This is a genomic window from Bradyrhizobium agreste, from assembly GCF_016031625.1.
In the GTDB taxonomy this organism is placed as follows: Bacteria; Pseudomonadota; Alphaproteobacteria; order Rhizobiales; family Xanthobacteraceae; genus Bradyrhizobium; species Bradyrhizobium agreste.
Genome location: NZ_JACCHP010000026.1, coordinates 91,880 through 116,978, shown reverse-complemented (window position 1 = coordinate 116,978; position 25,099 = coordinate 91,880). Strand labels below are relative to the sequence as shown.

Below are 25,099 nucleotides of genomic sequence, written 5' to 3'. Positions count from 1 at the left end.
AGGTCAGCGCGTCGCGCCTCGCACCAGGGACAGGAAACGGGCCTGCTCCGCCGGATTGTCGCGGAACATGCCGGTGAAACGGCTGGTGAAGGTGGAGGCGCCATGCTTGGAGACGCCGCGCACCGACATGCAGGTATGCTCGGCCTCGATCAGCACGGCAACACCGCGAGGCTTGAGGACCTCGTCGATCGCGGCGGCGATCTGCGCGGTCAGGTGCTCCTGGGTCTGGAGCCGGCGGGCGAAGATGTCGGTCAAGCGGGCAAGCTTGGACAGGCCGACGACGCGCTCCACCGGCGTATAGGCGATGTGCGCCTTGCCGTAGAACGGCATCATGTGATGCTCGCATTGCGAGGTGAACTCGATGTCGCGCACCAGCACGAAATCGTCATAGCCCGCCGTCTCGCCGAAGGTGCGGTCGAGCACCTCGGCCGGGCACTGGTGGTAGCCCTGATAGAGCTCGTCGAAAGCCTCGACGACGCGGCGTGGCGTGTCGAGCAGGCCCTCGCGCTCGGTGTTCTCGCCGATATAGGCGAGCAGCGTCTTCACCGCCGCTTCCGCCTCGGCGCGCGCGGGGCGCGGCTGGTCGGCGCGGACGGCGGCAGTGAGGAATTCGGCAGGATCGAGCTCGGCCGGGCGGCTCTCGTGCTGCCGGTCAGAGGGCTTGCCCGGGCGGATGGATTTGATTGCTGCGTCCATATCGACTCCGTTCGACGGCCTAACGGCCGGAGTGTCACCGGCAGACGGGGCGGCCAAGCCGCCGGACGCCTGAACAGAACAATTTCGGTGCAAAAGTCCCGAGGTCACAACGCCGGCAGCACAGATCTGGATCACCGCCACCCGCACCGCTGGACTGTTTTTCCACCAGTTCCGCCCCTATATAGGACCGTGGGCGGCGCCCGCCAAGGCCGACCCGGCCCGGAAACGGGTGTGGACGTGTTGGACTCCATGACATGCTGAACGACATTTACAACAAGCGGATCATCGAGCTGGCCGGGAATATTCCGCGCCTCGGACGGTTGTCGGACCCCGATGCGTCCGCGACCGCCCATTCCAAGCTGTGCGGCTCGACCGTGAAGGTCGATCTCAAGATGAACGGGGACACTGTCACCGACTTCGCCCATGACGTGAAGGCCTGCGCCTTGGGCCAGGCCTCTTCATCCATCATGGCAAGTCACGTGGTCGGCTCGACTGCGAGCGAACTCCGTGAGTTACGCGAAACCGTTCGCAAGATGCTGAAGGAGAATGGTGCGCCTCCTCAAGGCAAATGGGAGGAGATCAAGTTCCTCGAGCCAGTCCGCGACTACAAGGCGCGCCATGCCTCGACGCTTCTCACCTTCGATGCCGTGGTTGATGCCATCGGCCAGATCGAGGCCAAAATCAAACAGCCGGCCGCAGCGCAAGGCTGAACTTTCCTTCGATGGCATTCCGGGACGCGTGCAGCGCGAACCTTGGTGCGCAATTGCGCACCGGGAGTAGAAATCTTACTTCTGCTGCGCCGTCGCAGCCGGCGTGGCAACGCTACCGGTTGGCACGGCTTCCGCCGTCTTGGTCGACTTGGAGGCCTGCTCCGGTTCCACGCCGAACCTGGCCTGCGTCTTCCGTGCAAGCTCCGCCATTGCCGGCGCCGAGATGTCCACGTGCGGGAGCACGTCAGCCACGAGATCGGTCGTGACCAGATTGGTGAGCTTGAGTTCGCCGGCGTCGAGCTCGTGCAAGTCCTCCCAGGGCGGGACGCTGAGCGCAAGCGACAGCAGGTCCCCGGCGCCACCCATGTCGAAGGTGTATTTGGCGAGGCGGCCGATGTCGCGCTCCACGATCATCAGGTCCTGCGCGTTGTAGCTCGCCGCCTTGGCATCGTCGGCGCGGTCGCCCATCCAGATCTGGTGAACCCGGACATGGGCGGCTTCCGGCACGTAGCGCTTCTTGCCGGCCAGCAGCAGGAACACGCACATCGATTCGCAATAGGCTCCCGGCGCGACCGCCGGACGCGTCGATGGGCCGCCACGGAGGCTTACACCGACCGTGGTCAAAAGCCCGAGATTGCGGAAACGTCGGCCGAGCGTGATCGCGTCATTGACGGAACCGCCGCTGGAATCGAGCACCACGGTGGCGCCGCCGAGCTGGCGTCCGCGCGAAAACTCTTCGAAGTCTTTGGGCGTATCGGCCGTGATGATGCCGACCGCGCTGATCCAGCCGCGGCAGTTCGGCTCACAGGCGACCCAGCTGAACTTCATCGGCAGCTTGCGCTCTTCGAGGGCAGCGCCGGCGCGGGCCGACGATCCGAATGTCGCGACGGCGCCAGCCAGCGCGACTCCACAAACGGCGGTTCCCACCAGCAACCAGCCGCGAAGATGAAGGGAGTTCAGAAGTCTCAATCTGGTTCCTTCCCCAAGCCCCAAAGCCCCAAGGTCCCCAAACAATCCCCGGTAGCGCAATCTGAGTCCATCATACAGGCGTATGTTTCTACACACGGCCGTCATAAAAATGGTATCCGGGCGAATACAGTTCGTCCACAGATACTTGCTGCACTGCTCCCAAAAAGCAGGCAAAATATGGCATAGAAACAACAGCTTACAGTTCCCTGCCCCGGAACCATGCAACATTCCGCTCAAGGTAGCGGCAAAGCGCACATGAAGCATTCAGCCTGCCAGCACCGTTCCAGTTCCGTCGATGGTGCGCTCCGGCTGCCGCGCAGATTCGGCCGTGCGTTGATCTGGCTGTATCGCCACACGCTGTCACCGCTGGTGGGTTACAATTGCCGGCACCTGCCGACCTGCTCCGCCTATGGCGATGAGGCGATCGAACGGTTCGGGCTCTGGGCCGGCGGCTGGATGACGCTCGCGCGCCTGCTCCGCTGCAATCCCTTCGGCACGTCCGGGATCGACAACGTGCCTCTCACCGCGCCCAAAGGCGCACGCTGGTATCTGCCCTGGCGCTATGGCCGCTGGCGCGGAGTCAATGCATCCTGACGTTTAGCGCGGTGCTCTGAGCCGCGCCGCCCTGACCGGAACCTTCGACTTTACGCCCGCGTTGTTTTGATGCTCCCCACGGGAGGAAGCAATAATGCGCTGGAAAATCAGCCCGCATTTTCACGTCAAGCCTGGCCCGAATCTCGATCATAGGGCACACGATCCGAGAACCATCGACCTGCTTGCCATCATCGCTTTGCTCGCACTCGTCCTCGGCTCCGGCTGGTACCTGGCGAGGAGCCTTGCCACACAGCCGAGCACGACGACGTTCATCGTGCCAAGCCAGAGCGTGCATTGGTGATCACCGGAACCAGAAAAAACGTCCCTGTGACGGCGGGACCGACTCCGGCGGTCGTAGCCGCTTCGGGCGCGGCGGCTTTGGCACAGGCTCGGCGGCCGAAGTGGCCTCCGCAGCCGGTGCGGTCTCGCTGCCCGGCACCTTCACCGCCAGCAGCAAATTCGATTCATGCATGCGCCAGCGATAGCCGACGCCGAAATCGATCGGCTGGGCGCGCGTGAACAGCTCGGCGTAGCGCTCCTGATAGCGGCCCGGAAATTCGTCGATGGGACCGAGATAGCGGCCGAACGGGAAGAACCGCCATTGCCGCGCATTGTAGTTCGCGAGCGGAATGCCGGAATCGTCCTGGATGATGGTCGCACTGTTGGCGAGCAACCAGTCGCGTGCGACGGTGAAATTGCCGGAGTGCAACAGGTAGGACGCACTCTTGATCAGGCTGTTGCCGGGCCCGAGCGTCTCGCAGAATTTCAGGAAGCCCGCGGCACGTGCGCCGGAATTGGAGAGGTCGGTCGAGAAATAATACAGCGTGCGCGTTTCCCCGTCGCTGCCGGCGAAGCTGATGCGGACGCCGCGCGTCGCGTTTCGTCCGGGATTGTCGTCGCCGAGATGCAGCCCGCCCTTGTCGTCGAGCGCGACCATCTCGACGTTGCGGATGGTCTTGCCGGAGCGGGCGAGGAAGACATAGAGGATCGGCAAGGTGCCGTTGACCTGGTTGGCGTGCAGGTCGACCTTCATCTGCTTGGTGATGAAGAAGGAGAAGCTCAGGATCGAGCCGAGCGAGCGTTCGACGTTGTAGAGCGCAGCGCCGACCGAACCGCGCGGCAGTCGCGTCAAATCGGGCACCGCGCCGACCGGCTCCAGCGCGCCGAGCACGTAGGTGCTGGCCTTGGAATAGAAGGCGTTGGCGTAGAGGAAATCGGGGCCGCTGAACAGGTAGAACATGGTGGGCCGGGGTGCGGCCAGATTGACGTCGGCCCAGCTGCGGATCTTCGAGAGCTGCCGCTGCTCGAGCTGAGCGAACGCGCCGTCGAAGAATTTGGCGTGACGCTGCCAGGCCGGTTCCCTGGTGAGCGGCACCAGCGGCGAGTCCGCCGAAGGTTGCATGCCCGCAAGGAAGCGCGCCGTGTCGTCGAAAGAGACGTCTGCGGCACGCGCTGACGAGACGGCCGCGGCCAGGAGGGCGAAGGCAACGGCCGCAATTCTCAGGGGGCGGAACATGTCTATTCGCGATGTGGCGATGCGGCAGCGGCGACGGGCCGCCTGCGGAAAACAGCGTAAATCAAAAGGCCGGAGAGCATGACGAGCATTCCCGACAGCGACTGAACCGGCCGCTCCGTCAGAAGGTAGTACATCATGAACGCGGTCACGAGCAGGAAAACGAGCGGCGTGAACGGGTATCCCCAGGTGCGATAGGGCCGCGGCAGATCGGGATCGGTGATCCGCAGCTTGATGACGCCGGCGACCGTGAAGAACGAGCAGAACAGCAGCGCGAACTGGATGAAGTCGAGCACCGCCTCGAAGCTGCGCGTGAACAGCAGAAGATTGGCAACGGCCAGTTGGAACAGGATGGCATAGGCCGGCGCGCCGCTTTCCGACCGCTTGGAGAAGACGCGCAAGACGGGAATGTCCTCCCCCATCGTCATCATCACCCGCGGGCCGATCCACATCATCGCACTGATCGAAGAGATCAGGCCGAAGCAAATCATGGCGCCGACGATCCGGCCGCCGAGACTACCGAAGATGGCGGTGCCGGCGACACTGGCGACGTCGAGCTGGCCGGCGAGCGCGCTGACCCGCGTCGAATGGAGAAATACCGCGTTCAGCGCGACGTACAGCACGAGCACGATCAGCGTGCCCGCGAGCAGCGCGCGCGGCAGGCTCCGTTGCGGCGTCTTCATCTCGCCGATGATGTAGGTCGCGGCATTCCAGCCCGAGAACGAATACATCACGAAGACGAGCCCGATCGCGAAGGGCGCGCTGACGATGTGGGCGATATCGCCCGGCTGCGGCGCGAAGGTGATCGGCTGCGGCACGGCGATGACGAAGCCGGCGACCAGGAAGGCGACGATCAGCACGACCTTGAGGACGGTCGAGATCAGCTGGAATGTGGATGAGTGCCTGACGCCGGTCAGTTGCACGAGCGAAACCAGCCACACGACGCCGATGGCGAGCGGAATCGCCGGCAGATCGGGCACGACCGATTTGGCATATTCCCCGAACGCCATCGCGGCGAGCGCGACCGGCGCCGCGAAGCCGACCGTGGCCGACACCCAGCCGGCGAGGAAGCCGAAGGCCGGGTGATAGGCGCGGCCGAGGAAATTGTACTCGCCGCTCGAGCGCGGAAACATCGCGCCCAACTCACTGTACGCGAACACACCGCACAGCGCGACGATGCCGCCAACCGTCCAGAGCAGCAGGATCGAGAAACCGGACGGGATATCCTTGACCTGGAAGCCCAGGCTGGTGAAGACGCCGACCCCGATCATGTCGGCCACGACGATGGCGGTGGCGACCGGCACGGAGACCCCGCCCCTCCCGGTCAGCCGGTCCGTCCAGGGCGGGGTACCCGCATCTGATGCCGTCATCGGGGTCCTTAACCTCAGGCGCTTCGCCTCGTGGCCCATCGTGCACTTTGGCCCAGTCAATTCAAGCAGGGTTAACAAGGGTTAAATGAGGCAACGGAAGTAGGTACCAGACCACCGCCCGCACGTCTGTTTGGACGATATCCTGGATTTGCCCGGAATTGCCCGTTCCCCTTCCCCACAATCAGGACACGATTGCATGGTCCTTTTGAGCGTTCCGGATGTGGGGAAGTTTCTCCGGACGCTTAACGTCGCCTAAACGCCCGTCGGCTCAATTATCTCAAGATTGTCGATGGACGTGTGACTTGGGACGCAAGACTTGGGACCTAAGACTTGGGTCGTGACTTTGGGGTCATGGGTGGATGGCCGGGGCCGCTCCTAAACTGAGAGCTGATGATCATGCCGATCGGATGCCGTCCGGTCGGCATGATCGTGCGCGCCGGGCCGGTTTGATCTCAGTCTTGGTGCCGTTGTCGCTGACGCTGGTTCAATGCGGCAAAGCGCCGGATCCGGCGGCGCTGGCGGCGAACTCCCAGGCGAATGTGCAGTTGGTCGCCAAGACCAATTCGCAGACGTCGAACTCGCGCGTGGCAAGCGGCGACACGTTCGAGGATCGCTTTCCGGCCCCGCAGTTTAGGGAGCGCTTTCCCTCGGCGAGTGAAAGCTTCTTGCAACGACAGATGTCGGACTTCTCGCCCAAGAGCGCCGTCCAGCGACAAATACCGGAGCAGGCGCCGCCCTACAAGGTAGCCTCTCTCGAGCCGCAAGTCCCGTACAAGCGCCCCGCCCGCGAGGATCTGACGACACTCGTCAGCATGAAGTCGTCGGCCTTTCCCTATTTCGGCAACAACCCCGCCTCCGACGCGCCCTTCCTCAACATTTCCAAGGGCGACCGCCGCGGCCACCGCAGCTATTCAGGGCGCGTCTACTGGCAGGACGAGACCTACAGCGACAGCCGCGTGCTGGTGCACGTGCCCGAGCATTTCGACCTGCGCAAGCCGGGCGTGATCGTGGTGTTCTTCCACGGCAATGGCGCGACGCTCGAGCGCGACGTCCGCGACCGGCAGATGGTGCCGAAACAGGTCACCGATTCCGGCGCCAATGCGATTCTGCTTGCGCCGCAGATGGCGGTCGACGCCGCCGATTCCAGCGCCGGAAAATTCTGGCAGCCTGGGGGCTTCAAGCGCTTTATGGAAGAATCGGCGACTCATCTGGCCCGGCTCACCGGCGATCCCAACAGCGCGCGCGCCTTCGCCAACATGCCGATCGTGATCGTCGGCTATAGCGGCGGCTTCCTGCCGACGGCCTGGAGCCTCGAGGTCGGCGGCATCAGCGACCGCGTGCGCGGCGTGGTGCTGCTCGATGCCGTCTATGGCGAGATGGACAAGTTCGCGTCCTGGATCGAGAACCACCGTTCCGGCTTCTTCGTCAGCGCCTACACCCGCTACACGGCGCGGCGCGACCGCGAGCTGATGAGCATGATCCGCCAGAAGGGCATCGACGTCGCCGAGGACATGGACGGGCCGCTACGACCCGGCAGCGTGGTGTTCGTGGAGACCGGCGAGGGGATCACCCATCGCGACTATGTCACGCGCGCCTGGACGCGCGATCCGCTCAAGGACGTGTTGGTGAAGATGGCGGCAACGCCGTCGCTCGCGCTCACGCGCGTCGCCGCCACAAATTAGCCGGGCAAGTATCAGGTCTTGGGCAGCTTCGGAATGCTCTCGGCAAAGCCGTTGAAGCAGGCCAGCCGCTCGTCCTCTTCTTTGATGAAGCGGCAGTCGGCGTAGCCCTTGGCCTTGGCCGGCTTCGGCTTCGGCGCCGGCGGGATCACCGCGTCGTAGCAGTTGAGGCGATCCTTGGTGCCGTCGTCGATCTCGAGGCAGGCCTGGAGGCGGACGGCCACCGACTGCGGCTTGCCCTTCGCGGCCGCGGCGGGCTTGGCCGCTGCCTCCGTGGTTCCCGCTTTGGTCCCCGCTTTGGTCCCCTTGGGCTTGACCTGCACCAGCGGCTTGTCCCCCACCATCGGCGGCTTGTCGGTTTGCGCGAAAGCGGCGGCCGTATATAGCACCGCGACAACCGCCAAAATCATCCTCATCTCAGTCAACTCTCATTGGTCCCACCGTAGGAGTTCTAGCGCTCTCTTGCGCGGTTTGCCAAGCCTCCGCTGTCTCCGCAGGCTCGCGAGGCGATCGCCTACCCTCTATTTGCTCGGCACCATCTCCGTCTCGTCGGGGGCGAGACTGCCGGCCTCTATGTCGGCCAACTCAATGCGATCACGACCGAACCGTTTGGCGCGATAGAGCGCCTTGTCCGCAGCGACAATAAGGTCTTCCGGGCTCGCACCGAGGGCCGGAACGAGACAGGCAATCCCGATGCTCAGCCCTACGCCGCTGTCGCGCCTTTCGCCCTCGAGTAGCCAATCCGCGCGCAGCCGCTCGGCAAGATCTGCGGCGTCGGAAAGTGTTGTGTCGGGCAGCAGGAGCGCAAATTCGTCCCCGCCAAGGCGGGCGCCGAGATCGGAAGGCCGCTTGGCCTGTTTGGCGATGGCTACTGCGATCTTCCGGAGCAAGGTATCCCCGGCCGGGTGTCCATGCCTGTCATTGTACTGCTTGAAATTGTCGAGATCGATCATTAGCAACGCAGCGGGAGCGCGCTTGCGCATGACGCGCCGCCACTCGCTGGCGAGCGTCCGGTTGAAATGTCGCCGGTTAGCCAGCCCTGTGAGCCCATCGGTGGCGGCGAGCACTGTCAGCTTCTTCTCCGCCAGGGTTCGCCTGATCAATTCGCGACGCAACAACGCCGTCAGCACGATCGTCAGCGCGCACAGGACCCCGACTAGCGCACCTGTGGCGAGCGCCTGCTTCCACCAGGGGGCGAAGATATCCTCGACCGATTGGCCAATCACGATGACCAGTGGCAAAGCGCCGACCTGGGAATAGACGAACAGCCGCTTGACGCCGTCAGATATCGCCGTTGATTGATAATGGCCGCTTGGCGCGCGTGGAAAGTGGTTGAACAAGGCAGCACGGCTCAGATCGCTGCCGATGAAATCCTCTTTATAGGGCCAGCGCATCAGCACAGTCCCGTCGATGCGGGCAAGGGTCACCGTGCCCTGCGCACCGAGCGCGACGGATTTGAACAGCTCCTTGAAATAATCCTGCAGGAGGGCGCCGACCACGATGCCGCCGAAGGAGCCGTCCTCATGTGTAATCCGCCGGCTCACCGCAATCATCGGCCGGTTGTTGGTGCGGGACACGAATGGGCGGCTAACGAACGATCCCAACAACGGACGATCCCTGTGGACCTGGAAGAAATCGCGGTCAGAAATGTTGAGGTGCGGCGGGTTGATGCGCTTGGAATCCATCATCACGCGGCCGGTCTCGTCGGTCACGAGAATGGATGTCACGCCGCGGGCCGTAAGAGAATTGTCGAACAGCACGCGCCGCTGCATCATCGGCTCGAGGCCTGCAAGCCCCGGAAGCCGCACGCCTTCGACCACAGCTTCGAGCGACAGGTTTAGGAGCTCAATATTGCGTTCGATGTCACTGCTGAGCGAATTGACAACGCTGGTTGCAACTTCGACGGCGCGGGCCTCGGTTGCGCGGCGCGCCTGCCACAAGACCCAGCCGCACAACGCGGAAAAACCCAGCGCCAGCAACAGCACCGGGACGGTGAGCCGATGATGCGAGCCTGCCGCGGTCGCGGAAACCCGTGCGCGCGCCTGGCCGGGCCCACGCCTCCAGAACAGCTCCCGCAGCCGGATCGTCACCGTCGCAGCCATGCGATCACACCTCCGACCTGATTATTTAGGGTCGTTGGATTCAACGAGATTAAGCAACGACACGATTGTCTTGGTGCTGGTTCAAAATCGGTGAGCGGATCGAATCAAATTTGATGCATGCCGGCTTGTTCGGACTGAAACTATGCTGTAGCCGCCGATTGCGGCCGGGTCAGGACCACGAGAACAAGCGCCGCGACGACGAAGCCCACCGCGACGAAGCCGAGCGCGTGCAGGAGCTCGCGGGCGAACAGCAGCCCGCCGACCGCGGAGCCGACCGCTTGGCCGATATAGAGAACGGACGTGTTGAGCGCGACGGTGGCCGATGCCAGCGGCGGCGCAGCCGCGACCAGCCGCACCTGCTGCATCGAATTGGTCGAGGCAAAGCCGAGGCCCCAGATCGCGACCGCGCCCGCCATCACGACGAGCGAGCCTGCACCGAGGGCCCAGCCGCTCATCCCGGCAAGCAGCAGGCAGATGAACAGCAACGAGGTGCGATAGGGTCCCGAGGTGTCGACGATGCGGGTCGCGACGACGACGCCGAGGAAGCCGCAGATCCCGTACAGCGCGAAGACCGAGCCGATCGCATCGGGACCGGCGCCGGTGAGCTTGTTGAGCAGCGGCCCCATATAGGTGAAAACGACGAACTGCCCCGACATTTGCAGCATCGTGATCGCAAGCAGCAGCAGGATCGTCCTGCTTCGGCCGACGGCAGCCCATGTCTTCAAATCGACCGGTGCGCCCTGCAGGCCCGCCGGCAGACGCAGCAGCAACAGCAGCAAGCTGACGCAGCCGAGCGCGCCGACCCCGCCGTAGGCCGCGCGCCAGCCGTAGCGGCTGGCGATGAAGGTGATCAGCGGCAGGCCGAGGGCGGCTGCGAGCGACCAGCCGAGGAAGATGTACGCAATAGTGCTGCCGCGCCGTTCCGCCGGCACGATCAGCGCAGCGGTACCGGCGGCCTGCGGCGTGTAGAGCGCGCCGACTGCGAGCATCGCGAGGCGAATGATCAGCAGGCTGGTGTAATCGGGCGCAAACGCGGAGGCGAGATTGCCGAGTGCGAGCACCGCCAGCGTGGTGGCGAGCAGGGTCCGCCGTTCGATGCGGCTGGTCAGCCACGCCGTCAGCGGCGAGCCCACGCACAGCGTCACCGCGCCGAAGGTGATCAGGAGCCCGGCCGCGTGGATGCTGATCCCAAGCCCCGCCGACAATTCCGGCAGCATGCCCGCCGGCGCCAAGACCGAGCAGCCGGTCACGAGATTGCCGAGCATCAGGGCAGTTGGCGCGAAACGGCCGGCGGCTGGGGCGCTTTTCATGCAAACGCATGTAGCGGCGGTTTGCGACGGGTTAAAGGGTACAACGTCAAATAGTTGCGGGCTCCGCCACGGGTTTTGCGCGCCGCTTTCTTTGAAATGCCGGATTGCGCAGGCCGAATCGCCTGATATATCGCTCGTTCCCGCTTACCTGCGCTCGTTCGCAGGAGTGAGCCCCAGGAGAAAAGCAATGTCCGACCAGCCCAAATCCGAGTCCGGCTTCCAGTACAGCCTCTCCAATTTGAAGCCTGTGACCCCCGCTGCCAAAGTCACCCTCACCTTCCCCGACGGCGCCAAGCGCCAGTTCGACAAGGGCATCACTGGCTTCGATATCGCCAAGGGCATCTCGCCGTCGCTGGCCAAGCGCACGGTCGCAATGGCGCTCGACGGTGTGCTCACCGATCTCAACGATCCCATCGAGGCCGATGCGAAGCTCAGGCTGATCTCGCGCGACGAGCCGGAGGCGCTCGAGCTGATCCGCCACGACTGCGCGCACGTGCTGGCGGAAGCCGTACAGACGCTGTGGCCGGGAACTCAGGTCACGATCGGCCCCGTGATCGAGAACGGCTTCTATTACGACTTCTTCCGCAACGAGCCGTTCACGCCGGAGGACTTTGCCGCGATCGAGAAGAAGATGCGCGAGATCATCGCGCGCGACAAGCCCTTCACCAAGGAAGTCTGGGACCGCGAAAAGACCAAGCAGGTGTTCCGCGACAAGGGCGAGGCCTTCAAGGTCGAGCTGGTCGACGCCATTCCCGGCAACGAGCCGATCAAGATCTACTACCAGGGCGACTGGTTCGACCTGTGCCGCGGCCCCCATATGACCTCGACCGGCAAGGTAGGCAACGCCTTCAAGCTGATGAAGGTGGCCGGCGCCTATTGGCGCGGCGATTCCAACAACCCGATGCTGACCCGCATCTACGGCACCGCGTTCGCCAAGCAGGAGGACCTCGACGCCTACCTCAAGCAGATCGAGGAAGCCGAGAAGCGCGACCATCGCAAGCTCGGGCGCGAGCTCGACCTCTTCCACTTCCAGGAGGAAGGTCCGGGCGTCGTGTTCTGGCACCCGAAGGGCTGGACCATCTTCCAGCAGCTGATCGCCTATATGCGCCGGCGCCTCTCCGGCGACTACAACGAGGTCAACGCGCCGCAGATCCTGGACAAGGTCTTGTGGGAGACCTCGGGCCATTGGGGCTGGTACCGCGAGAACATGTTCGCGGCGCAATCGGCCGGCGACGAGGCCGAGGACAAGCGCTGGTTTGCGCTGAAGCCGATGAACTGCCCGGGCCACGTGCAGATCTTCAAGCACGGCCTGAAGAGCTACCGCGACCTGCCGCTCCGCCTCGCCGAGTTCGGCGTGGTGCATCGCTACGAGCCCTCAGGCGCCATGCACGGGCTGATGCGCGTGCGCGGCTTCACCCAGGACGACGCGCACATCTTCTGCACCGAGGACCAACTCGCCGAGGAGTGCCTGAAGATCAACGATCTCATCCTGTCGACCTATGCCGATTTCGGCTTCACCGGCGACCTCACGGTGAAGCTCTCGACCCGGCCGGAGAAACGCGTCGGCACCGATGCGATGTGGGATCACGCCGAACGCGTGATGGCGACGGTGCTGCGCGAGATCCAGTCGCAGAACAATCACATCAAGACCGAGATCAATCCGGGCGAAGGCGCCTTCTACGGACCGAAGTTCGAGTACGTTCTGCGCGATGCCATCGGTCGCGACTGGCAGTGCGGCACCACGCAGGTCGACTTCAACCTGCCGGAGCGGTTCGGCGCATTCTACATCGACCATGACGGCGGCAAGAAACCGCCGGTGATGGTGCACCGCGCGATCTGCGGCTCGATGGAGCGCTATATCGGCATCCTGATCGAGCACTACGCGGGCAACTTCCCGCTCTGGCTTTCGCCGGTGCAGGCGGTGGTCACCACCATTACCTCGGAAGGCGACGACTACGCCAAGGTGGTGCTGGAGCAGGCGCGGCGCGCCGGGCTGCGGGCGGAGATCGACCTGCGCAACGAAAAGATCAACTACAAGGTCCGCGAGCACTCGCTGGCCAAGATCCCCGCCCTGCTCGTGGTCGGCAAGAAAGAGGCCGAGACGCATTCGGTCTCGGTCCGCCGGCTCGGCAGCGACGGCCAAAAGGTGATGACGACCACTGATGCGATCGCCGCCCTGGTCGACGAGGCCACCCCGCCGGATATCCGGCGGATGCGCGGGTTGGTCTGATCCCTGAAATCGATCTAAATTCGCTTCCGGTTGCGGGCGTGCATGCTTATCTCGGCATGGCACGCCCGCTGACCATTTGAAGAGGACATCGCAGTGCCCGACGCCATCGAACTCCTGAAGACCCGCCGCTCGGTCAAGCCGCGCGAGATGACGGGGCCCGGCCCGTCGGCGGCCGAGCTCGAGACGATCCTCACCATCGGGGCGCGGGTGCCCGATCACGGCAAGCTCGCGCCGTGGCGCTTCATCATCTTCGAGGGCGAGGCCCGGGCACGGGCCGGCGAAGTGATCGCGCGGGTCTTCGCCAGGAAGAATCCGGGCGCGCCGGCGGCCGATGTCGAGGCCGAGCGCAGGCGCCTGATGGATGCGCCGCTGGTGATCGGCATCGTCAGCTTCACCAAGCCGCATCCGAAGGTGCCGGCGTTCGAGCAGGAATTGTCGGCGGGCGCCAGTGCCATGAACATCGTCACGGCCGCGACCGCGCTCGGCTACGGCGCCTGCTGGCTGACCGGCTGGTTCGCGTTCGACCGCGACGTGCTCGACGGCCTCGGTCTCAAGCCGGATGAGAAGCTCGCCGGCTTCATTCACGTGGGCAAGCCGACCAAGCCGAGCGAGGACCGTCCGCGACCGTCGCTTTCAGACATCGTGACGCGATTTTAAATCGATGTTGTGTTGACGCCTCGCGCGTCTTGCGGCTTTGATCCCACCGCGGAAGGAAGGTGCGGATGAGACGCCGTGAATTTCTGGTCGGGGCCGCGATGCTCGCCGGCACGATGGCGCGAAGCCGGGCCGCGGACGTCCCCGCCCCCTCGCCCGAGGGGCTCGACCGCATCACGGCGTTCTTCGACAACGAGGTGGCAAGCGGCCGCCTGCCGGGCGCGGTGATCCTCGTTCAGCAGCACGGCAATCCGGTCTATCTGCAGTGCTTCGGCGTGCGCGACACCAGGACGGGCCTTGCGATGACGCCCGACACGATCTTCGCCATCCACTCCATGACCAAGCCGATCACGTGCCTTGGCGCGATGATGCTGATCGACGAGGGCAAGCTTGCGCTGACCGACCCCGTGTCGAAATACGTCCCGCTGTTCGCCGGGACCAAGGTGGGCCGCGGTGTGACCCTGCCCAACGGCACGGTCGAGCTCGACCTCGACCCACCGGACCGCCCCGTCAACATCGAGGATCTGCTGCGGCATACTTCGGGCATCAGCTACGATTACATCGGCAGCGAATGGGTCGAGCACGCCTACAGGGCCGCCAACATATTCAAGGGCCACTTCAACAACAGGCAATTCGCCGATCGAATCGCCGAACTGCCGCTGGCGCGTCAGCCTGGAACGCTGTGGCGCTACGGCCATTCCACCGACGTGCTCGGCAGCGTCATCGAGATCGTATCTAGCCAGACGCTGTACGACTTCCTGAAAGCACGCATCTTCGATCCGCTCGGCATGAACAGCACCAAATTCGTGCTCGCGACCGAGGACGAGCTGGCGCGGATGGCGCGGCCGCTGCCGAACGACTTCATCCTGCTCGCCGGCGAGCGCGACCGCCTGGACCACCCGGAATGGCAGTCCGGCGGCGGCGGCCTGCTCTCGACCATCACCGACTATCAGCGCTTCGCGCAGATGCTGCTCAACGGCGGCGAGTTCGAGGGCAGACGCTATCTCAGCCCCGCCGCGTTCAAGGCCATGACGACCGATCACATCGGGCCGGGCTCCGGCGTCGGACGCGACTATTTCTATTTCCCGGGCGACGGCTTCGGCTATGGCTACGGCCTTGCGGTGCGCACCGACCCCGGCAATGCGAAACCGCCGCCGCCGGGCTCGCTCGGCGAGTTGAAATGGGACTCAGGGAGCGGCACCTATTTCGGCGTCGATCCCAAGCTCGACATGGTCTACCTCATGATGCAGCAGACCCAGAACGAGCGCGGCCGCATCACGCCCGCGTTCAAGGCGCTGGTCTACGATTGCTATCCGCCCGAACTACGCCGCCCGTGAGGTGCGCTGGCCGAAATCGGCGAGGAGCTTTCCGATCTCGGCCGCGGGCCGCGCGGCGCTGAACAGAAATCCCTGCACCTCGTTGCAGCCTTCGGCGCGCAGCCAGTCGAGCTGATCCTCGGTCTCCACGCCCTCGGCGGTCGTGGTGATGTTGAGGCTGCGCCCCAAACCCGAGATCGCGCGCACGATCGCACCGCAGTCGGGCCGCTGCGCCAGATCCTTGACGAAGGAGCGGTCGATCTTGATCTTGTCGAAAGGAAAGCTGCGGAGATAGCTCAGGCTCGAATAGCCGGTGCCGAAATCGTCCATGGAAATGCCGACGCCGAGCTCGCGCAATTGGTGCAGGGTGGCGACATTGGCATCGGTCTCGGCCAGGAAGATCGACTCGGTGATCTCGAGCTCGAGCCGCTTCGGCGACAGGCCGGACTGCGCCAGGGCCGAGATCACGACCTGGACCAGGTTGCGGCTGCGGAATTGCGCCGGCGACAGGTTGACGGCGACCTTGACGTCGAGGGGCCATTTCACCGCCTCGGTGCAGGCTTCGCGCAGCACCCATTCGCCGAGCTGGGTGATCAGGCCGATGTCTTCGGCGACGGGTATGAACTCCGCGGGCGAGATCATGCCCTTGTCCGGATGACGCCAGCGCAGCAGCGACTCGAAGCCGGAGATGCGGTCGGAGGCGATCGACACCAGCGGCTGATAATGCAGCTCGAACTCGCCGTTGGCGAACGCCCGGCGCAGATCCAGCTCCATGTCGCGGCGCCTCTGCGCCTGGAGGTCCATCTCGCGTTCGAAGAAGTGGTGCACGCCGCCGCCGTCGGCCTTGGCCCGGTACAGCGCCATGTCGACATTGCGCATCAACTCTTCCGGCGTCGTGCCGTCGCCCGGCGACAGCGCGATGCCGATGCTGGCGCCGATCACCATCTCCTGTCCGTCGACGTCGTATGGCGCCTTCAGCATGTCGATCAGCAGGGACGCGCAGGCGCTGGCCTCGTTCGGCGAGACGTCGGCAGCCAGGATGACGGCGAACTCGTCGCCGCCGAGCCGCGCGGCGAGATTGCTGCCGCGGACCGCTTTGGTCAGGCGCTCGGCGACCTGCTTCAACAGGCGATCGCCCACCGGATGACCGAAGGAATCGTTGATGTTCTTGAACAGGTCGAGATCGATGTAGAGCACGCCGACCCTTTTTCCCGCGGCCTGGTCCAGCGCCTGCTTCAGCCGCTCCTGGAAGTATTCGCGGTTCGGCAGGTCGGTGAGCCCGTCATGATGCGCCATATAGGCGATGCGCGCTTCGGCCTTGCGCCGTTCTGTGATGTCGACCACCGCCACCAGATAGCCGTCGCGCTCGTCGAAGGGGACGCGACGGCCGAAGGTGAGCACCTCGATCTCGCTGCCGTCGGCGCGCAAGTGTCGCCAGTTGCGCGAGGAATGGTAGGCATCGCCGAGGCGCTCCAGCGACGCGGCGTGGCTGTCCCACTCGTCCTCCGGCCAGATCTCGTGCAGCTTCATGCGCAGGAAGGTCGCACGGCTGTAGCCGTAGTGCTGGACCGCGGCGTCGTTGACGCTGAGGAACGCCTTGGTCTCCGCGTCGAACACCCACATCGGCATTGGGTTGTTGTCGAACAGGAGGCGGAACGAAGCATCGCGCCGCTTCAAGACAGTGACGTCGGAGATGGTCATCGAGACCACGTCGGCGAAGGCGGTGGCGCTGAGCCTGAGGTAGCGCCCCGCGCTCTCGATCTCGAGCTGCTCGCCGCGGCCGCCCGACACGGCCTTGAGCAGGAATTCCATCACCTCGGGCAAGGCCAGCAGGGTGCTGCCCTCGCTGATCCGCCGCCACAACAGGCTTCCGCCCGCAACCTTCAGCAGCTCGCCCGCGCTCTTGTTGTGGTGTACGATCTGAAGGTCGAACGGCTTGCCGGCGGCATCGCGCAGCGTCGCCAAGGAGACCACCGCGTCGTCGGTTGCGGAAAAGATGGCGTCGAGGAGATTGTATTGCGCGCCGCGCTCGTTGACATAGGCGCCGATCAGCGTCGCGCCCCAGCGCGAGGAGGTCGGCAGCGCCAGCACGTCGTAGGTTCTGACCATGCCGTCGCGCACGCAATGCGCGCTCGCCTGGTGCGGCCGTCCGGTGGCAAGCGCGCTCGCCGCCGCTTCCGACAGCGCTGTGGCGCAGTCCGGCGAGAGTTCGGCGACCGGAATGTCCCAGCGCTCCTCGCCGAGCCATTTCTGCACGTAACGTCCGCTGCGCGACAGCTCGAGCACGCCGTCGTTCTTGAGCAGCGCGATGTGGTCGGCGAGCCGCCCGAGGCTGCCGAGCATCACGTCCTCGTAGCGCGGCAGCCGCTCGCCCGGCTTCAACGCCGCACGCCATTTGCGCTGAAGCACCGGGATGTCGTCGAACATTTCGGCGGCCGATTTTCCCGGCATCTTCTTCGCGGCAGTCATTGTAGTCCCCAACGCACTTTCCCGCCGCATCCAATGCAGGCGCGCTTAACGACGTGTAAAAAGCGCGCAGGCGCGGGTTCCATTCAGTGATTATGACAGTTTTAAGTCAGGTGTTGGTTAGTGGGCGTTAGAGACTGTGACAGTTGCGCGAAGGTGCTCTCGTGTCCCGGACGCGATGCAACGCGGAAGCGTTGCGGCGCAGAGCCGGGACCCAGGAGGCGACGTGCTCGCTGCTGCATGGGCCCCGGCTCTGCAGCGCACCGCCAAACCGGACGATGCTTCGCATCGCCGGGGAGGCGAAACCCATCATGCTTCCCCGCAGACGAAAGGTGATGGGTTTCGCTGCACTCTATCCATCCTACAATCCTGCAGACACGCTTTCGCATCCTCGCGGCGCATCTCGCCCGAGCTCTGCCTTTTGGCTTCGCCCTCTGGGAAAAGGGCGCAGGGAAGACCGGGTGCCGGCCGGGCACCCACGGTCCACTGTGCGAAAGGTGGCGACGAAGAATTTGCACAGCGGCATACAGGTGAAGCCAAACATCCGGCCTTCCCTGCGCAGTGGCTTTACGGCTTATGTCGTGCTCTCCCCGGGGAGCGATGCACTATTGCCCCCGTCGCCTTGCGGATGGCTGACGCGTACCGCCCGGTTGGGCCGCCACATCACCGCAAGACTTGGCGCACAGACCCCGGGCGCCAGGACCACACGATTTTGCCGTACGCCGATGGCACCGGTCGTATGCGCGAGGTCTTTGCTCACGGTTGCCCGCCCTGCAAACCCTTTCGCGCCAACGCCATCAGCGTCCACCGCCGCCCGGCCCGCGTTCGTGACGATCGCGATACGCCCCTCTTCCTTGGGCCGGGTTGCCGCAACACATACGATATTTCCGAATTTCGGTAAAGTGGAATATTTTCGCGGCATGTCTTGACCGACCGCCTGGGTGTTTTGCCTGTCAGGCAACGCAAGGTCTTGTGGCCGTGCGCCCCACTAATCCTCGCTGGAGGCCGCCGAGCGGTTGCGCAAATAGGCCTGGGACAGCAGGAAGAACAACGCGCGCTCGCCTTGATATTTGGCGGACGGACGCGTGCGCTCGAAACCGTCGGCAAATATCTTGCCGGACTGGTCGCATACCTGCCACCGCCAGCCGAACCGCTTGCGCCTGGTGAGGATCACTTCGAACATGCGACGAGCCTGGTCCCCTGCTCCCTGCCGGTCCTTGCAAGGCATGCGCCTGCTCCGGCCTTCCCCGTTAGACGGGCGCCAGACATATAGCGCAGCAGGATGGAAAGAGAATAAAATTGATTATCAAAAATACATATCGTCCACGGTCGTGAGCGAGACGCGCCGCTGCTGGAATGAGCCGATGCCGCCGGTGTTTCCTAGCCCCTGCATGCGGTTGATGAAGCTACCAGTATCCAAGATTGGAACACAGAGAAGCGGCGGAAGGTTACTTGGCAGAAACCCGCTGAAGGTAACGGTAATAGAAGACGCACATCCGTGCGCGCGATGAGAATCGTCGTGCCGGAGCCTCTCGCCGAGGGCCTTAGCGCGCGATGACTTCGACTTCGCCGTCGACGCCGTTGACGACGTTGAATCCACGCTCGTAGACCTTGCCCTCGTTCTTGGCGATGGCGCGGTACTCGCCTTCGGACAGCACGACGCGCGGGAACGCGCCGATCGATTCCTTGATGACGTCGCCGCCCGGGGTCAGCACCGACCATGCGGTGTTGGCGAGCGCCTCGCCGCCCCTGTCGCTGACCAGCTTGAGCGTGATGACGGCGGCGCGGTGGGTGATGGTGACATCGGTGAGCTTGCCGGCCTGGACGCGGATGTCCGAGCGCACCACCGAATTGGCATCGCCGTAGTTGGAGACGATGTAATAGGTGCCCTCCGGGATCAGCACGACGTCGCCGGCGGCGACGTTCGGCACCAGGGATGCGCGCTCGCCCGCCTCGAACTGGCTGCCCTTGTAGATCGCGAACGAGATCTGGTTCTGCGGAATGCGGCTGGTGCCGACGCGGCCCTCGATGCGCAGGCCGCCGGCCGGAAGCACGAAGGATTCGCGATTGGTCTCGGACTTCAGGCTGACGGTGCGCACCGCGCTGACGAGGCCGAAGGCGACGTGGACGACATAATTGCCGGGCGGCAGCACGATGTTCGGCGTCCCGCTGCGATCCTCGCGGATCAGCTTGAAGGTGCCGTTCTCGTCGGGCCGGTCGGCAAACACGCGCCAGACCAGGCCGCTGGTGATCGGCGCCGAGTCCTTGCCGTATTTCGCCGTCAGCGACAGCACGCCCTGTCCGGGCACGGCCGCATTCAGCGGGGCGGCCGGTGGCACGGTCGAGACCGCGGGCGGCGGCGTGCTCGGGGTCGCCGGCTGCATCAGCGTCGGCGGCAGGCTTGGGGGTCCCGCGCCCGGCCCGGAGGGCGGCGCCAGGCTGACGGCGCTACCTGGGTCGGGCACCGAGGCCGGCGGCACCGGCGGCGGGCGATCCGAGAAAAGCTGCGCCTGGGCGGCGTTTCGGCCGGAAACCAGGAGACAGGCGCCAAGGATCAGCGCCGGCAGCAGCCTGCCGCTGCGCCGCCATCCGCTGATGCCGTCACCCCCGCGTGTCATGCTGTTTGCTTTTCACCGAAAACGCGGCAAATTCAAGCCTCTGAAACCCCACGAAATACGGCCCTGAGACTTCGGTGGAACCGGCTTGACGCCCCGTGATTAGTACGGAAGCAACCGCTCCTCGCTATATTCCTGCCCTGTGCCCTTTCCAAAGCGGCATAAACCAATGCTTCGCGCCCGATATGGCGGAGGGCAAGAGTGGTGCCTAGTCTGACGATGCGGGCTGGCCCGGCGTAGGAGAGTTTCGGTGCTGGACAGATTGAAAGGCCGGGGCGCGAACGGCTCGAACGGCGAGAAGGTCGGCCTTGGAAGCATCCGCCGGCCGGTGATCGGCCTTGCCCTCGGCGGCGGCGCGGCGCGCGGCTTTGCCCATATCGGGATCCTGAGGACCCTGATTGCCAATGGCATCGTGCCGGACGTCGTGGTCGGCACCTCGATCGGCGCCGTGGTCGGCGGCGTTTATGCGGCCGGCCGGCTCGACACGCTGGAAGACTGGGGGCGCAGCCTGCAGGGCATGCGCAATATCCTCGGCTATCTCGACATCCGCCTCAACGGCTCCGGCCTGATCGGCGGCGAGAAGCTCGCAACCCGGCTCGAGAAGGCGATCGGCCAGACCCTGATCGAAGATCTGCCCGTCAAGTTCGCCGCGGTTGCGACCGAGGTCCGCACCGGCCACGAGATCTGGCTGACGCGCGGCCGCATGGTCGACGCGATGCGGGCGTCCTACGCCCTGCCCGGCATCTTCTCACCGGTCCTGATCGGTGACCGCTGGCTGGTCGACGGCACGCTGGTCAATCCTGTGCCGGTCTCGGCCGCCCGCGCGCTCGGCGCCGAAATCGTCATCGCCGCAAATCTTTCCAGCGACATCTTCACCCATTCCACGACGATCCATGCGCACGGCGCAGTGCCAGCCCCAGTCGTGCCGGGGGCCGAGGAGCCGGCGGCCAAACGGCGCTTCCCGCGCCTGTTCTCGCCCGAGAAGACGATGAAGCGCGAGTTCTTCGGCGGCAACGGCCGGCCCGGCATCTCCTCGGTGATGGTGGATGCCTTCAACATCATGCAGGACCGCATCACCCGCGCCCGTCTCGCCGGCGATCCGCCCGACATGCTGATCACGCCGCGGGTCGGCCAGTTCGGCTGGTTCGACTTCCACCGCTCCGAAGACCTGATCGCACATGGCACGCGTGCCGCCGAGCGCGCACTGGAGTCCATCCAGGAGGCGATCCACGTGCTGGCGCCGGCGCCAGCGGGCACCGCCCCGAAAGCGGACGAGCAGGCCTGATCAGGCGGTCTTGATGTAGTCGCGCAGGGCTTCCTGCTCGGTCTCATATTCGCGGACACGCCATTTGACGATGTCGCCGATCGAGATCAGGCCGACCACCTTGCCGTTCTCGATCACGGGCAGGTGGCGGAACTTGCCCGTGGTCATCACCTCCATCAACTCGGCGACGGTGTCGGTCTCCTTGCAGGTCACGACCTTGCGGGTCATCACCTCCGAGACCGGCGCCTCCAGCACGCCGGCGCCGCACTCGCCGAGCACGCGCACAATGTCGCGCTCCGACAGGATGCCCTCGACCCGGCTCTGGTCCATCACCAGCACCGCGCCGATCTTCTTCTCAGCCAGCAGCTTGATCGCGTCCGCCAGCTTGGCGTCGGGCTCGACGCTCACGATCTGGTGGCCCTTGGTGTTCAGAATGGAACGTACCGTCATTGTCGCCTCCCTGAATCGGAGCCGTCCGCCTTTGGCGGTCCGGACTTGTTCGCGAGTCTTCAACTAACAGTTACAGCGCCGGTTCACGCTCGTGCGCTTTGCGAAGCATCGTCGCTAAAGACGTGTCGCTTCGGAACATTCTTCGCGGGAATGATGGATGAATTCGGGCCGCGTCGCAAGCGCCGCTTCAAATGCGGTCTGAAACGTCCCGTGATGACGCGCCCGCAGCATCGCTTCGCACGCGCGGCACGGGATCGAACAGCGCGAACAACAACAGGCCGGCGAAGAAGCCGCCGATATGCGCCTGCCAGGCCACGCTCGTGGTTTCCGCATCGACCCCGATCGCGCCCACGCCGAAGATGATGTTGACGCCGAACCACACCGCGAGGAAGCCGACCACCCGCCCGTCGCGCAGCGCGCGCGACAACGGCAGCGCCGGAACTTTCGCGGCGGTATCGGCATCCGATCGGCTGAACGACAGGAAGCTGCCGCGGACGAAGGCGAAGCGGATTGCGGCGGCCATCGCGCCCGACACCGAGGCCGAGGCGCCGATCATCGGCGCCACCGCATGCTCATGGGTGACGAGATGGGCGAGCGCGCCGGCCGCCGCCGTCACCGCCAGGAAGACGAAGAACCTGACCGTGCCGAAACGCCGCGCCAGCGCGCTGCCGAACGGCAGCAGCCACAGCACGTTGAAGCCGAGATGGGTGAGATTGGCGTGCAGCAGCGAATAGGTGACGAAGGTCCAGACCTTCGCCCCCGCCCCGCCCGGGATCTGCAGATTGAGCAGCGAGGAATCGTAGCGCTTCGGGATGAAGCCGAAGACGTCGATCGTCCAGTTCTCGAGCTCCGGCGGCAACAGCACCCGCAGATGGATCACCGCCAGCAGCAGGATATAGGCGGTCAGCGCCGGCGGCAGCGTCAGGATCGGCTCGCGCGGAGCCTCCACGACGGCCGGCACGTCCGGCGACGAATCTTGCGGGGAATCCAAGGTAGCTTCGCTTTCAGGCGACATCGGGGCGACAGGCTTGGAGATAGTCGCCTTTGCCGTCCCTGCGCAAGTGCACAAAAGGAAAAGGCAGGGCCCTGGGAAAGCCCTGCCTGTCCGTGTCGGCCTTCCGGTGGCCGGAGAGATAAGGCGTATCCCCACCCCTTCCCGCGGCCCGTGACCAAACTGTTTGACGCCCTGTACAGGCCCCGCCGAGAACCTGGAGAAAAGCGGCGAGGCTTGCGACCGTGATCACCATAGCAGGCGCGCGGCCGACACGAAGCGCATAGTTAATTTAACGTTAACGACGCAAAGGTAGGTCCAAGAGGCCTGAAAACGCGGCCGCGGCATGGACGCTGCAAATCCCCTCCTGCACAACAACAGAAGGGATCGCGGGTGCACTGAAGCGGGACAGGTCTGTCCCTTCGCGGTTGCACCCCGGGCGAGCGTTCAGTCATGAAACATCCGTCGAGCCGCGCGTTCTTCGCGTATTGGGACAAGAAGCGCGGCACCGCGCGGGCCCCTGACCGGGCCGACATCGACCCGGCCGCGGTCCGCGGCCTGCTCGGCGACATCTTCGTGCTGTCCTGCGAGCCGAACCGCGGCTTCCCGTTCCGCGTCGCCGGCACGCGCGTCTGCGCGCTCGCAGGAACAGACCTCAAGGACCGCAGCTTTGCGGCGCTGTTCACGCCAGCCAGCCGCAGCGAGATCGAGGAGATCACCACGATCGTCGCCGACGAGACCCTGGGCGCGATCGCCGGCATCACCGCCGCGCGCGAGGACGGCAGCAAGGCGCATCTCGAGCTGCTGCTGCTGCCCTTCAACGCCCGGCCGCATACGCCGGTGAGCGTCACCGGCGTGCTCGCGCCGTTCGACGACGAATGCGGCACGCTTTCCGCCTTCACCCTCACCTCCTGGCGCTATCTGCACCAGCCGGAGAAACTCCTGCCGCGCGCCATCCGCAAATTGCAGATCGCTCGCGGCCTGATGGTGTATGAGGGGCTGCGATAGAAGTCGCGTGTCCCTGCTCGGCCGCGCAAGGATACGCACCGACATGGGCAAGCCACATTGGCGTCCCGCACGCACCTCGGACCTCGCTGCGATCAGCGCGATTGCAGCACGCATCCATCCTGATCTTCCCGAATGCCCCGAAGTGTTCATGGAGAAGATGCAGCTCTATCCTGCCGGCTGCCGCGTGCTCGTTGCGGACGATGCGATCGCCGGTTACGGGCTGGCACATCCCTGGAGGCAGCATCGGATCCCACCGCTCGACCGCTTCCTCGAACGGCTGCCGGGCATTGCAGACTGCCTTTACGTGCACGACGTGGCCGTGCTGCCGGACCGGCGCGGAGGCGCTGCACGCGATTATATCGCAGCGGTCGCGGAGCTGGCGCGCGCAACCGGCGTCGCCACGCTTGCTCTGGTGTCGGTCTACACCACGCGGCCGATGTGGGAACGTCTCGGCTTTCGTCCGGTCGCCGCAGATGCGGAGCTGCGCGCGAAGCTGGCATCCTACGGGTCAGGCGCGACCTATATGCTGCGCCACGTCGCCGCGGCATAGGGCCGTCCCGCTGCCGGCTCACGCGGGCGTGAACTGCCGCCTCGAACCGGGTCCGATCAGCCTCCGTCGAAGATGTGTGCGAGCCCCTCCGGTCTCGCCGAACCGAGGCTGGAGAATGTCCATGAAGCTCACAATGTCGAAACTTGCTTTGATTGCGTGCGTTGGCACGGCCGCGTTCACCGCGACCAGCGCCAATGCGACACAGTACCGGCCCCTCTGTGACACCGCCTTCTTCGAAGGCTGCAGCGTCCTGGTCGAGACGCCCGCAAGCAGAGGCCGCCCCAATCGTGATATCTCGCCGACCTACATGAAGCAGATCGATCCCCGCTACACTTCGTCGATGCGCGATGCCGGCGGCGGCGGTGGTGGCGGCGGTGGCGGTGGCGGCGGCCGCTGAGCCCACCTCCCTCGACAGATGACGCCGCCGGTCCCAATCCGGCGGCATCATTGCCGTCCGTCCGAACCGCGGCGCTCAGCCGCGATGTTTTTTCTTTGCCTTCTTTCCCGATGCGCCCTTCCGGCCATGGCGTGACCGACGGCTGCTACAAGGTGATGAGCTGGAGGATCGATCGGATTGTTTCGCTGGACGCCGTCAGGCTGCTTCACGCCGCC

General features: G+C 64.9%; 23 protein-coding genes. 11 read left to right on the top strand and 12 right to left on the bottom strand.

Annotation, left to right across the window (positions count from 1 at the left end; all coding sequences use genetic code 11):
- Positions 1-3: 3 nt before the first annotated feature.
- Positions 4-696 carry a GTP cyclohydrolase I FolE gene (gene folE / locus HZZ13_RS30975; protein ID WP_197963278.1) on the bottom strand — a complete coding sequence of 231 codons (693 nt, stop codon included), beginning with the start codon at positions 694-696 and terminating at the stop codon, positions 4-6.
- Between the two features lie 254 nt (positions 697-950).
- Here folE and HZZ13_RS30970 point away from each other — a divergent pair, with 254 nt between their 5' ends.
- Positions 951-1,406, top strand: a complete 456-nt coding sequence (locus HZZ13_RS30970) for an iron-sulfur cluster assembly scaffold protein (protein ID WP_197963277.1) — start codon at positions 951-953, stop codon at positions 1,404-1,406.
- 75 nt (positions 1,407-1,481) lie between these two features.
- On the opposite strand, the gene HZZ13_RS30965 is transcribed toward HZZ13_RS30970, so the two are convergent.
- Positions 1,482-2,375: a COG3904 family protein gene (locus tag HZZ13_RS30965; protein ID WP_197963276.1), complete on the bottom strand. Its 894-nt coding sequence runs from the start codon at positions 2,373-2,375 to the stop codon at positions 1,482-1,484.
- Between the two features lie 255 nt (positions 2,376-2,630).
- Between HZZ13_RS30965 and yidD the strand changes: the two genes are divergently transcribed.
- Positions 2,631-2,969 carry a membrane protein insertion efficiency factor YidD gene (yidD, locus tag HZZ13_RS30960; RefSeq protein ID WP_197963275.1) on the top strand — a complete coding sequence of 113 codons (339 nt, stop codon included), beginning with the start codon at positions 2,631-2,633 and terminating at the stop codon, positions 2,967-2,969.
- Between the two features lie 94 nt (positions 2,970-3,063).
- Positions 3,064-3,270, top strand: a complete 207-nt coding sequence (locus tag HZZ13_RS30955; protein ID WP_197963274.1) for a hypothetical protein — start codon at positions 3,064-3,066, stop codon at positions 3,268-3,270.
- On the opposite strand, the gene HZZ13_RS30950 is transcribed toward HZZ13_RS30955, so the two are convergent.
- Positions 3,271-4,485 (bottom strand): hypothetical protein, encoded by a 1,215-nt coding sequence (locus HZZ13_RS30950; protein WP_197963273.1) that lies wholly within the window; start codon positions 4,483-4,485, stop codon positions 3,271-3,273. It abuts the gene before it with no gap.
- A 2-nt stretch (positions 4,486-4,487) separates the two neighbouring features.
- Entirely contained in the window at positions 4,488-5,852 is a 1,365-nt protein-coding gene (locus tag HZZ13_RS30945) for an APC family permease (protein ID WP_197963272.1), read from the bottom strand.
- Positions 5,853-6,211: 359 nt separating this feature from the next.
- Here HZZ13_RS30945 and HZZ13_RS30940 point away from each other — a divergent pair, with 359 nt between their 5' ends.
- Positions 6,212-7,534, top strand: a complete 1,323-nt coding sequence (locus HZZ13_RS30940) for an alpha/beta hydrolase (RefSeq protein WP_197963271.1) — start codon at positions 6,212-6,214, stop codon at positions 7,532-7,534.
- Positions 7,535-7,545: 11 nt separating this feature from the next.
- On the opposite strand, the gene HZZ13_RS30935 is transcribed toward HZZ13_RS30940, so the two are convergent.
- The 3 genes from HZZ13_RS30935 to HZZ13_RS30925 form a co-directional block, all read right to left on the bottom strand.
- Positions 7,546-7,947, bottom strand: a complete 402-nt coding sequence (locus tag HZZ13_RS30935) for a hypothetical protein (protein WP_197963270.1) — start codon at positions 7,945-7,947, stop codon at positions 7,546-7,548.
- A gap of 105 nt (positions 7,948-8,052) precedes the next feature.
- Positions 8,053-9,633: a GGDEF domain-containing protein gene (locus HZZ13_RS30930; protein WP_197963269.1), complete on the bottom strand. Its 1,581-nt coding sequence runs from the start codon at positions 9,631-9,633 to the stop codon at positions 8,053-8,055.
- Positions 9,634-9,773: 140 nt separating this feature from the next.
- Positions 9,774-10,943: an MFS transporter gene (locus HZZ13_RS30925; RefSeq protein WP_197963268.1), complete on the bottom strand. Its 1,170-nt coding sequence runs from the start codon at positions 10,941-10,943 to the stop codon at positions 9,774-9,776.
- 187 nt (positions 10,944-11,130) lie between these two features.
- Between HZZ13_RS30925 and thrS the strand changes: the two genes are divergently transcribed.
- The 3 genes from thrS (at position 11,131) to HZZ13_RS30910 (ending at position 15,164) form a co-directional block, all read left to right on the top strand.
- Positions 11,131-13,173, top strand: coding sequence for a threonine--tRNA ligase (gene thrS / locus HZZ13_RS30920; RefSeq protein WP_197963267.1), 2,043 nt, complete (start codon positions 11,131-11,133; stop codon positions 13,171-13,173).
- A gap of 93 nt (positions 13,174-13,266) precedes the next feature.
- The gene (locus HZZ13_RS30915; protein WP_197963266.1) at positions 13,267-13,830 is read left to right on the top strand and encodes a nitroreductase family protein; all 564 of its coding nucleotides are present in this window, start codon (positions 13,267-13,269) and stop codon (positions 13,828-13,830) included.
- Positions 13,831-13,895: 65 nt separating this feature from the next.
- Positions 13,896-15,164, top strand: a complete 1,269-nt coding sequence (locus HZZ13_RS30910; RefSeq protein ID WP_197963265.1) for a serine hydrolase domain-containing protein — start codon at positions 13,896-13,898, stop codon at positions 15,162-15,164.
- Here the strand turns inward: HZZ13_RS30910 and HZZ13_RS30905 are convergent.
- The 3 genes from HZZ13_RS30905 to HZZ13_RS30895 all read right to left on the bottom strand — a co-directional run bounded on the left by HZZ13_RS30905 (position 15,150) and on the right by HZZ13_RS30895 (position 20,227).
- The gene (locus tag HZZ13_RS30905; RefSeq protein WP_197963264.1) at positions 15,150-17,612 is read right to left on the bottom strand and encodes a putative bifunctional diguanylate cyclase/phosphodiesterase; all 2,463 of its coding nucleotides are present in this window, start codon (positions 17,610-17,612) and stop codon (positions 15,150-15,152) included. The genes HZZ13_RS30910 and HZZ13_RS30905 overlap by 15 nt on opposite strands.
- 985 nt (positions 17,613-18,597) lie before the next feature.
- Positions 18,598-18,792 carry a hypothetical protein gene (locus tag HZZ13_RS30900; RefSeq protein WP_025037121.1) on the bottom strand — a complete coding sequence of 65 codons (195 nt, stop codon included), beginning with the start codon at positions 18,790-18,792 and terminating at the stop codon, positions 18,598-18,600.
- Positions 18,793-19,153: 361 nt separating this feature from the next.
- Positions 19,154-20,227 (bottom strand): RgsD C-terminal domain-containing protein, encoded by a 1,074-nt coding sequence (locus HZZ13_RS30895; RefSeq protein ID WP_197963263.1) that lies wholly within the window; start codon positions 20,225-20,227, stop codon positions 19,154-19,156.
- 247 nt (positions 20,228-20,474) lie between these two features.
- Here HZZ13_RS30895 and HZZ13_RS30890 point away from each other — a divergent pair, with 247 nt between their 5' ends.
- The gene (locus HZZ13_RS30890) at positions 20,475-21,509 is read left to right on the top strand and encodes a patatin-like phospholipase family protein (protein ID WP_197963262.1); all 1,035 of its coding nucleotides are present in this window, start codon (positions 20,475-20,477) and stop codon (positions 21,507-21,509) included.
- On the opposite strand, the gene HZZ13_RS30885 is transcribed toward HZZ13_RS30890, so the two are convergent.
- Together HZZ13_RS30885 and HZZ13_RS30880 are read right to left on the bottom strand one after the other, a co-directional pair.
- The gene (locus tag HZZ13_RS30885) at positions 21,510-21,938 is read right to left on the bottom strand and encodes a CBS domain-containing protein (RefSeq protein WP_197963261.1); all 429 of its coding nucleotides are present in this window, start codon (positions 21,936-21,938) and stop codon (positions 21,510-21,512) included.
- Between the two features lie 187 nt (positions 21,939-22,125).
- Positions 22,126-22,953: a rhomboid family intramembrane serine protease gene (locus HZZ13_RS30880; protein WP_197963260.1), complete on the bottom strand. Its 828-nt coding sequence runs from the start codon at positions 22,951-22,953 to the stop codon at positions 22,126-22,128.
- A gap of 429 nt (positions 22,954-23,382) precedes the next feature.
- On the opposite strand from HZZ13_RS30880, the gene HZZ13_RS30875 reads away from it, so the two are divergent.
- The 3 genes from HZZ13_RS30875 (at position 23,383) to HZZ13_RS30865 (ending at position 24,884) form a co-directional block, all read left to right on the top strand.
- Positions 23,383-23,937, top strand: coding sequence for a PAS domain-containing protein (locus HZZ13_RS30875; RefSeq protein WP_197963259.1), 555 nt, complete (start codon positions 23,383-23,385; stop codon positions 23,935-23,937).
- A gap of 43 nt (positions 23,938-23,980) precedes the next feature.
- Entirely contained in the window at positions 23,981-24,487 is a 507-nt protein-coding gene (locus HZZ13_RS30870; protein ID WP_197963258.1) for a GNAT family N-acetyltransferase, read from the top strand.
- A gap of 121 nt (positions 24,488-24,608) precedes the next feature.
- Positions 24,609-24,884 (top strand): hypothetical protein, encoded by a 276-nt coding sequence (locus HZZ13_RS30865; protein ID WP_197963257.1) that lies wholly within the window; start codon positions 24,609-24,611, stop codon positions 24,882-24,884.
- The last annotated feature ends 215 nt before the right edge of the window (positions 24,885-25,099 follow it).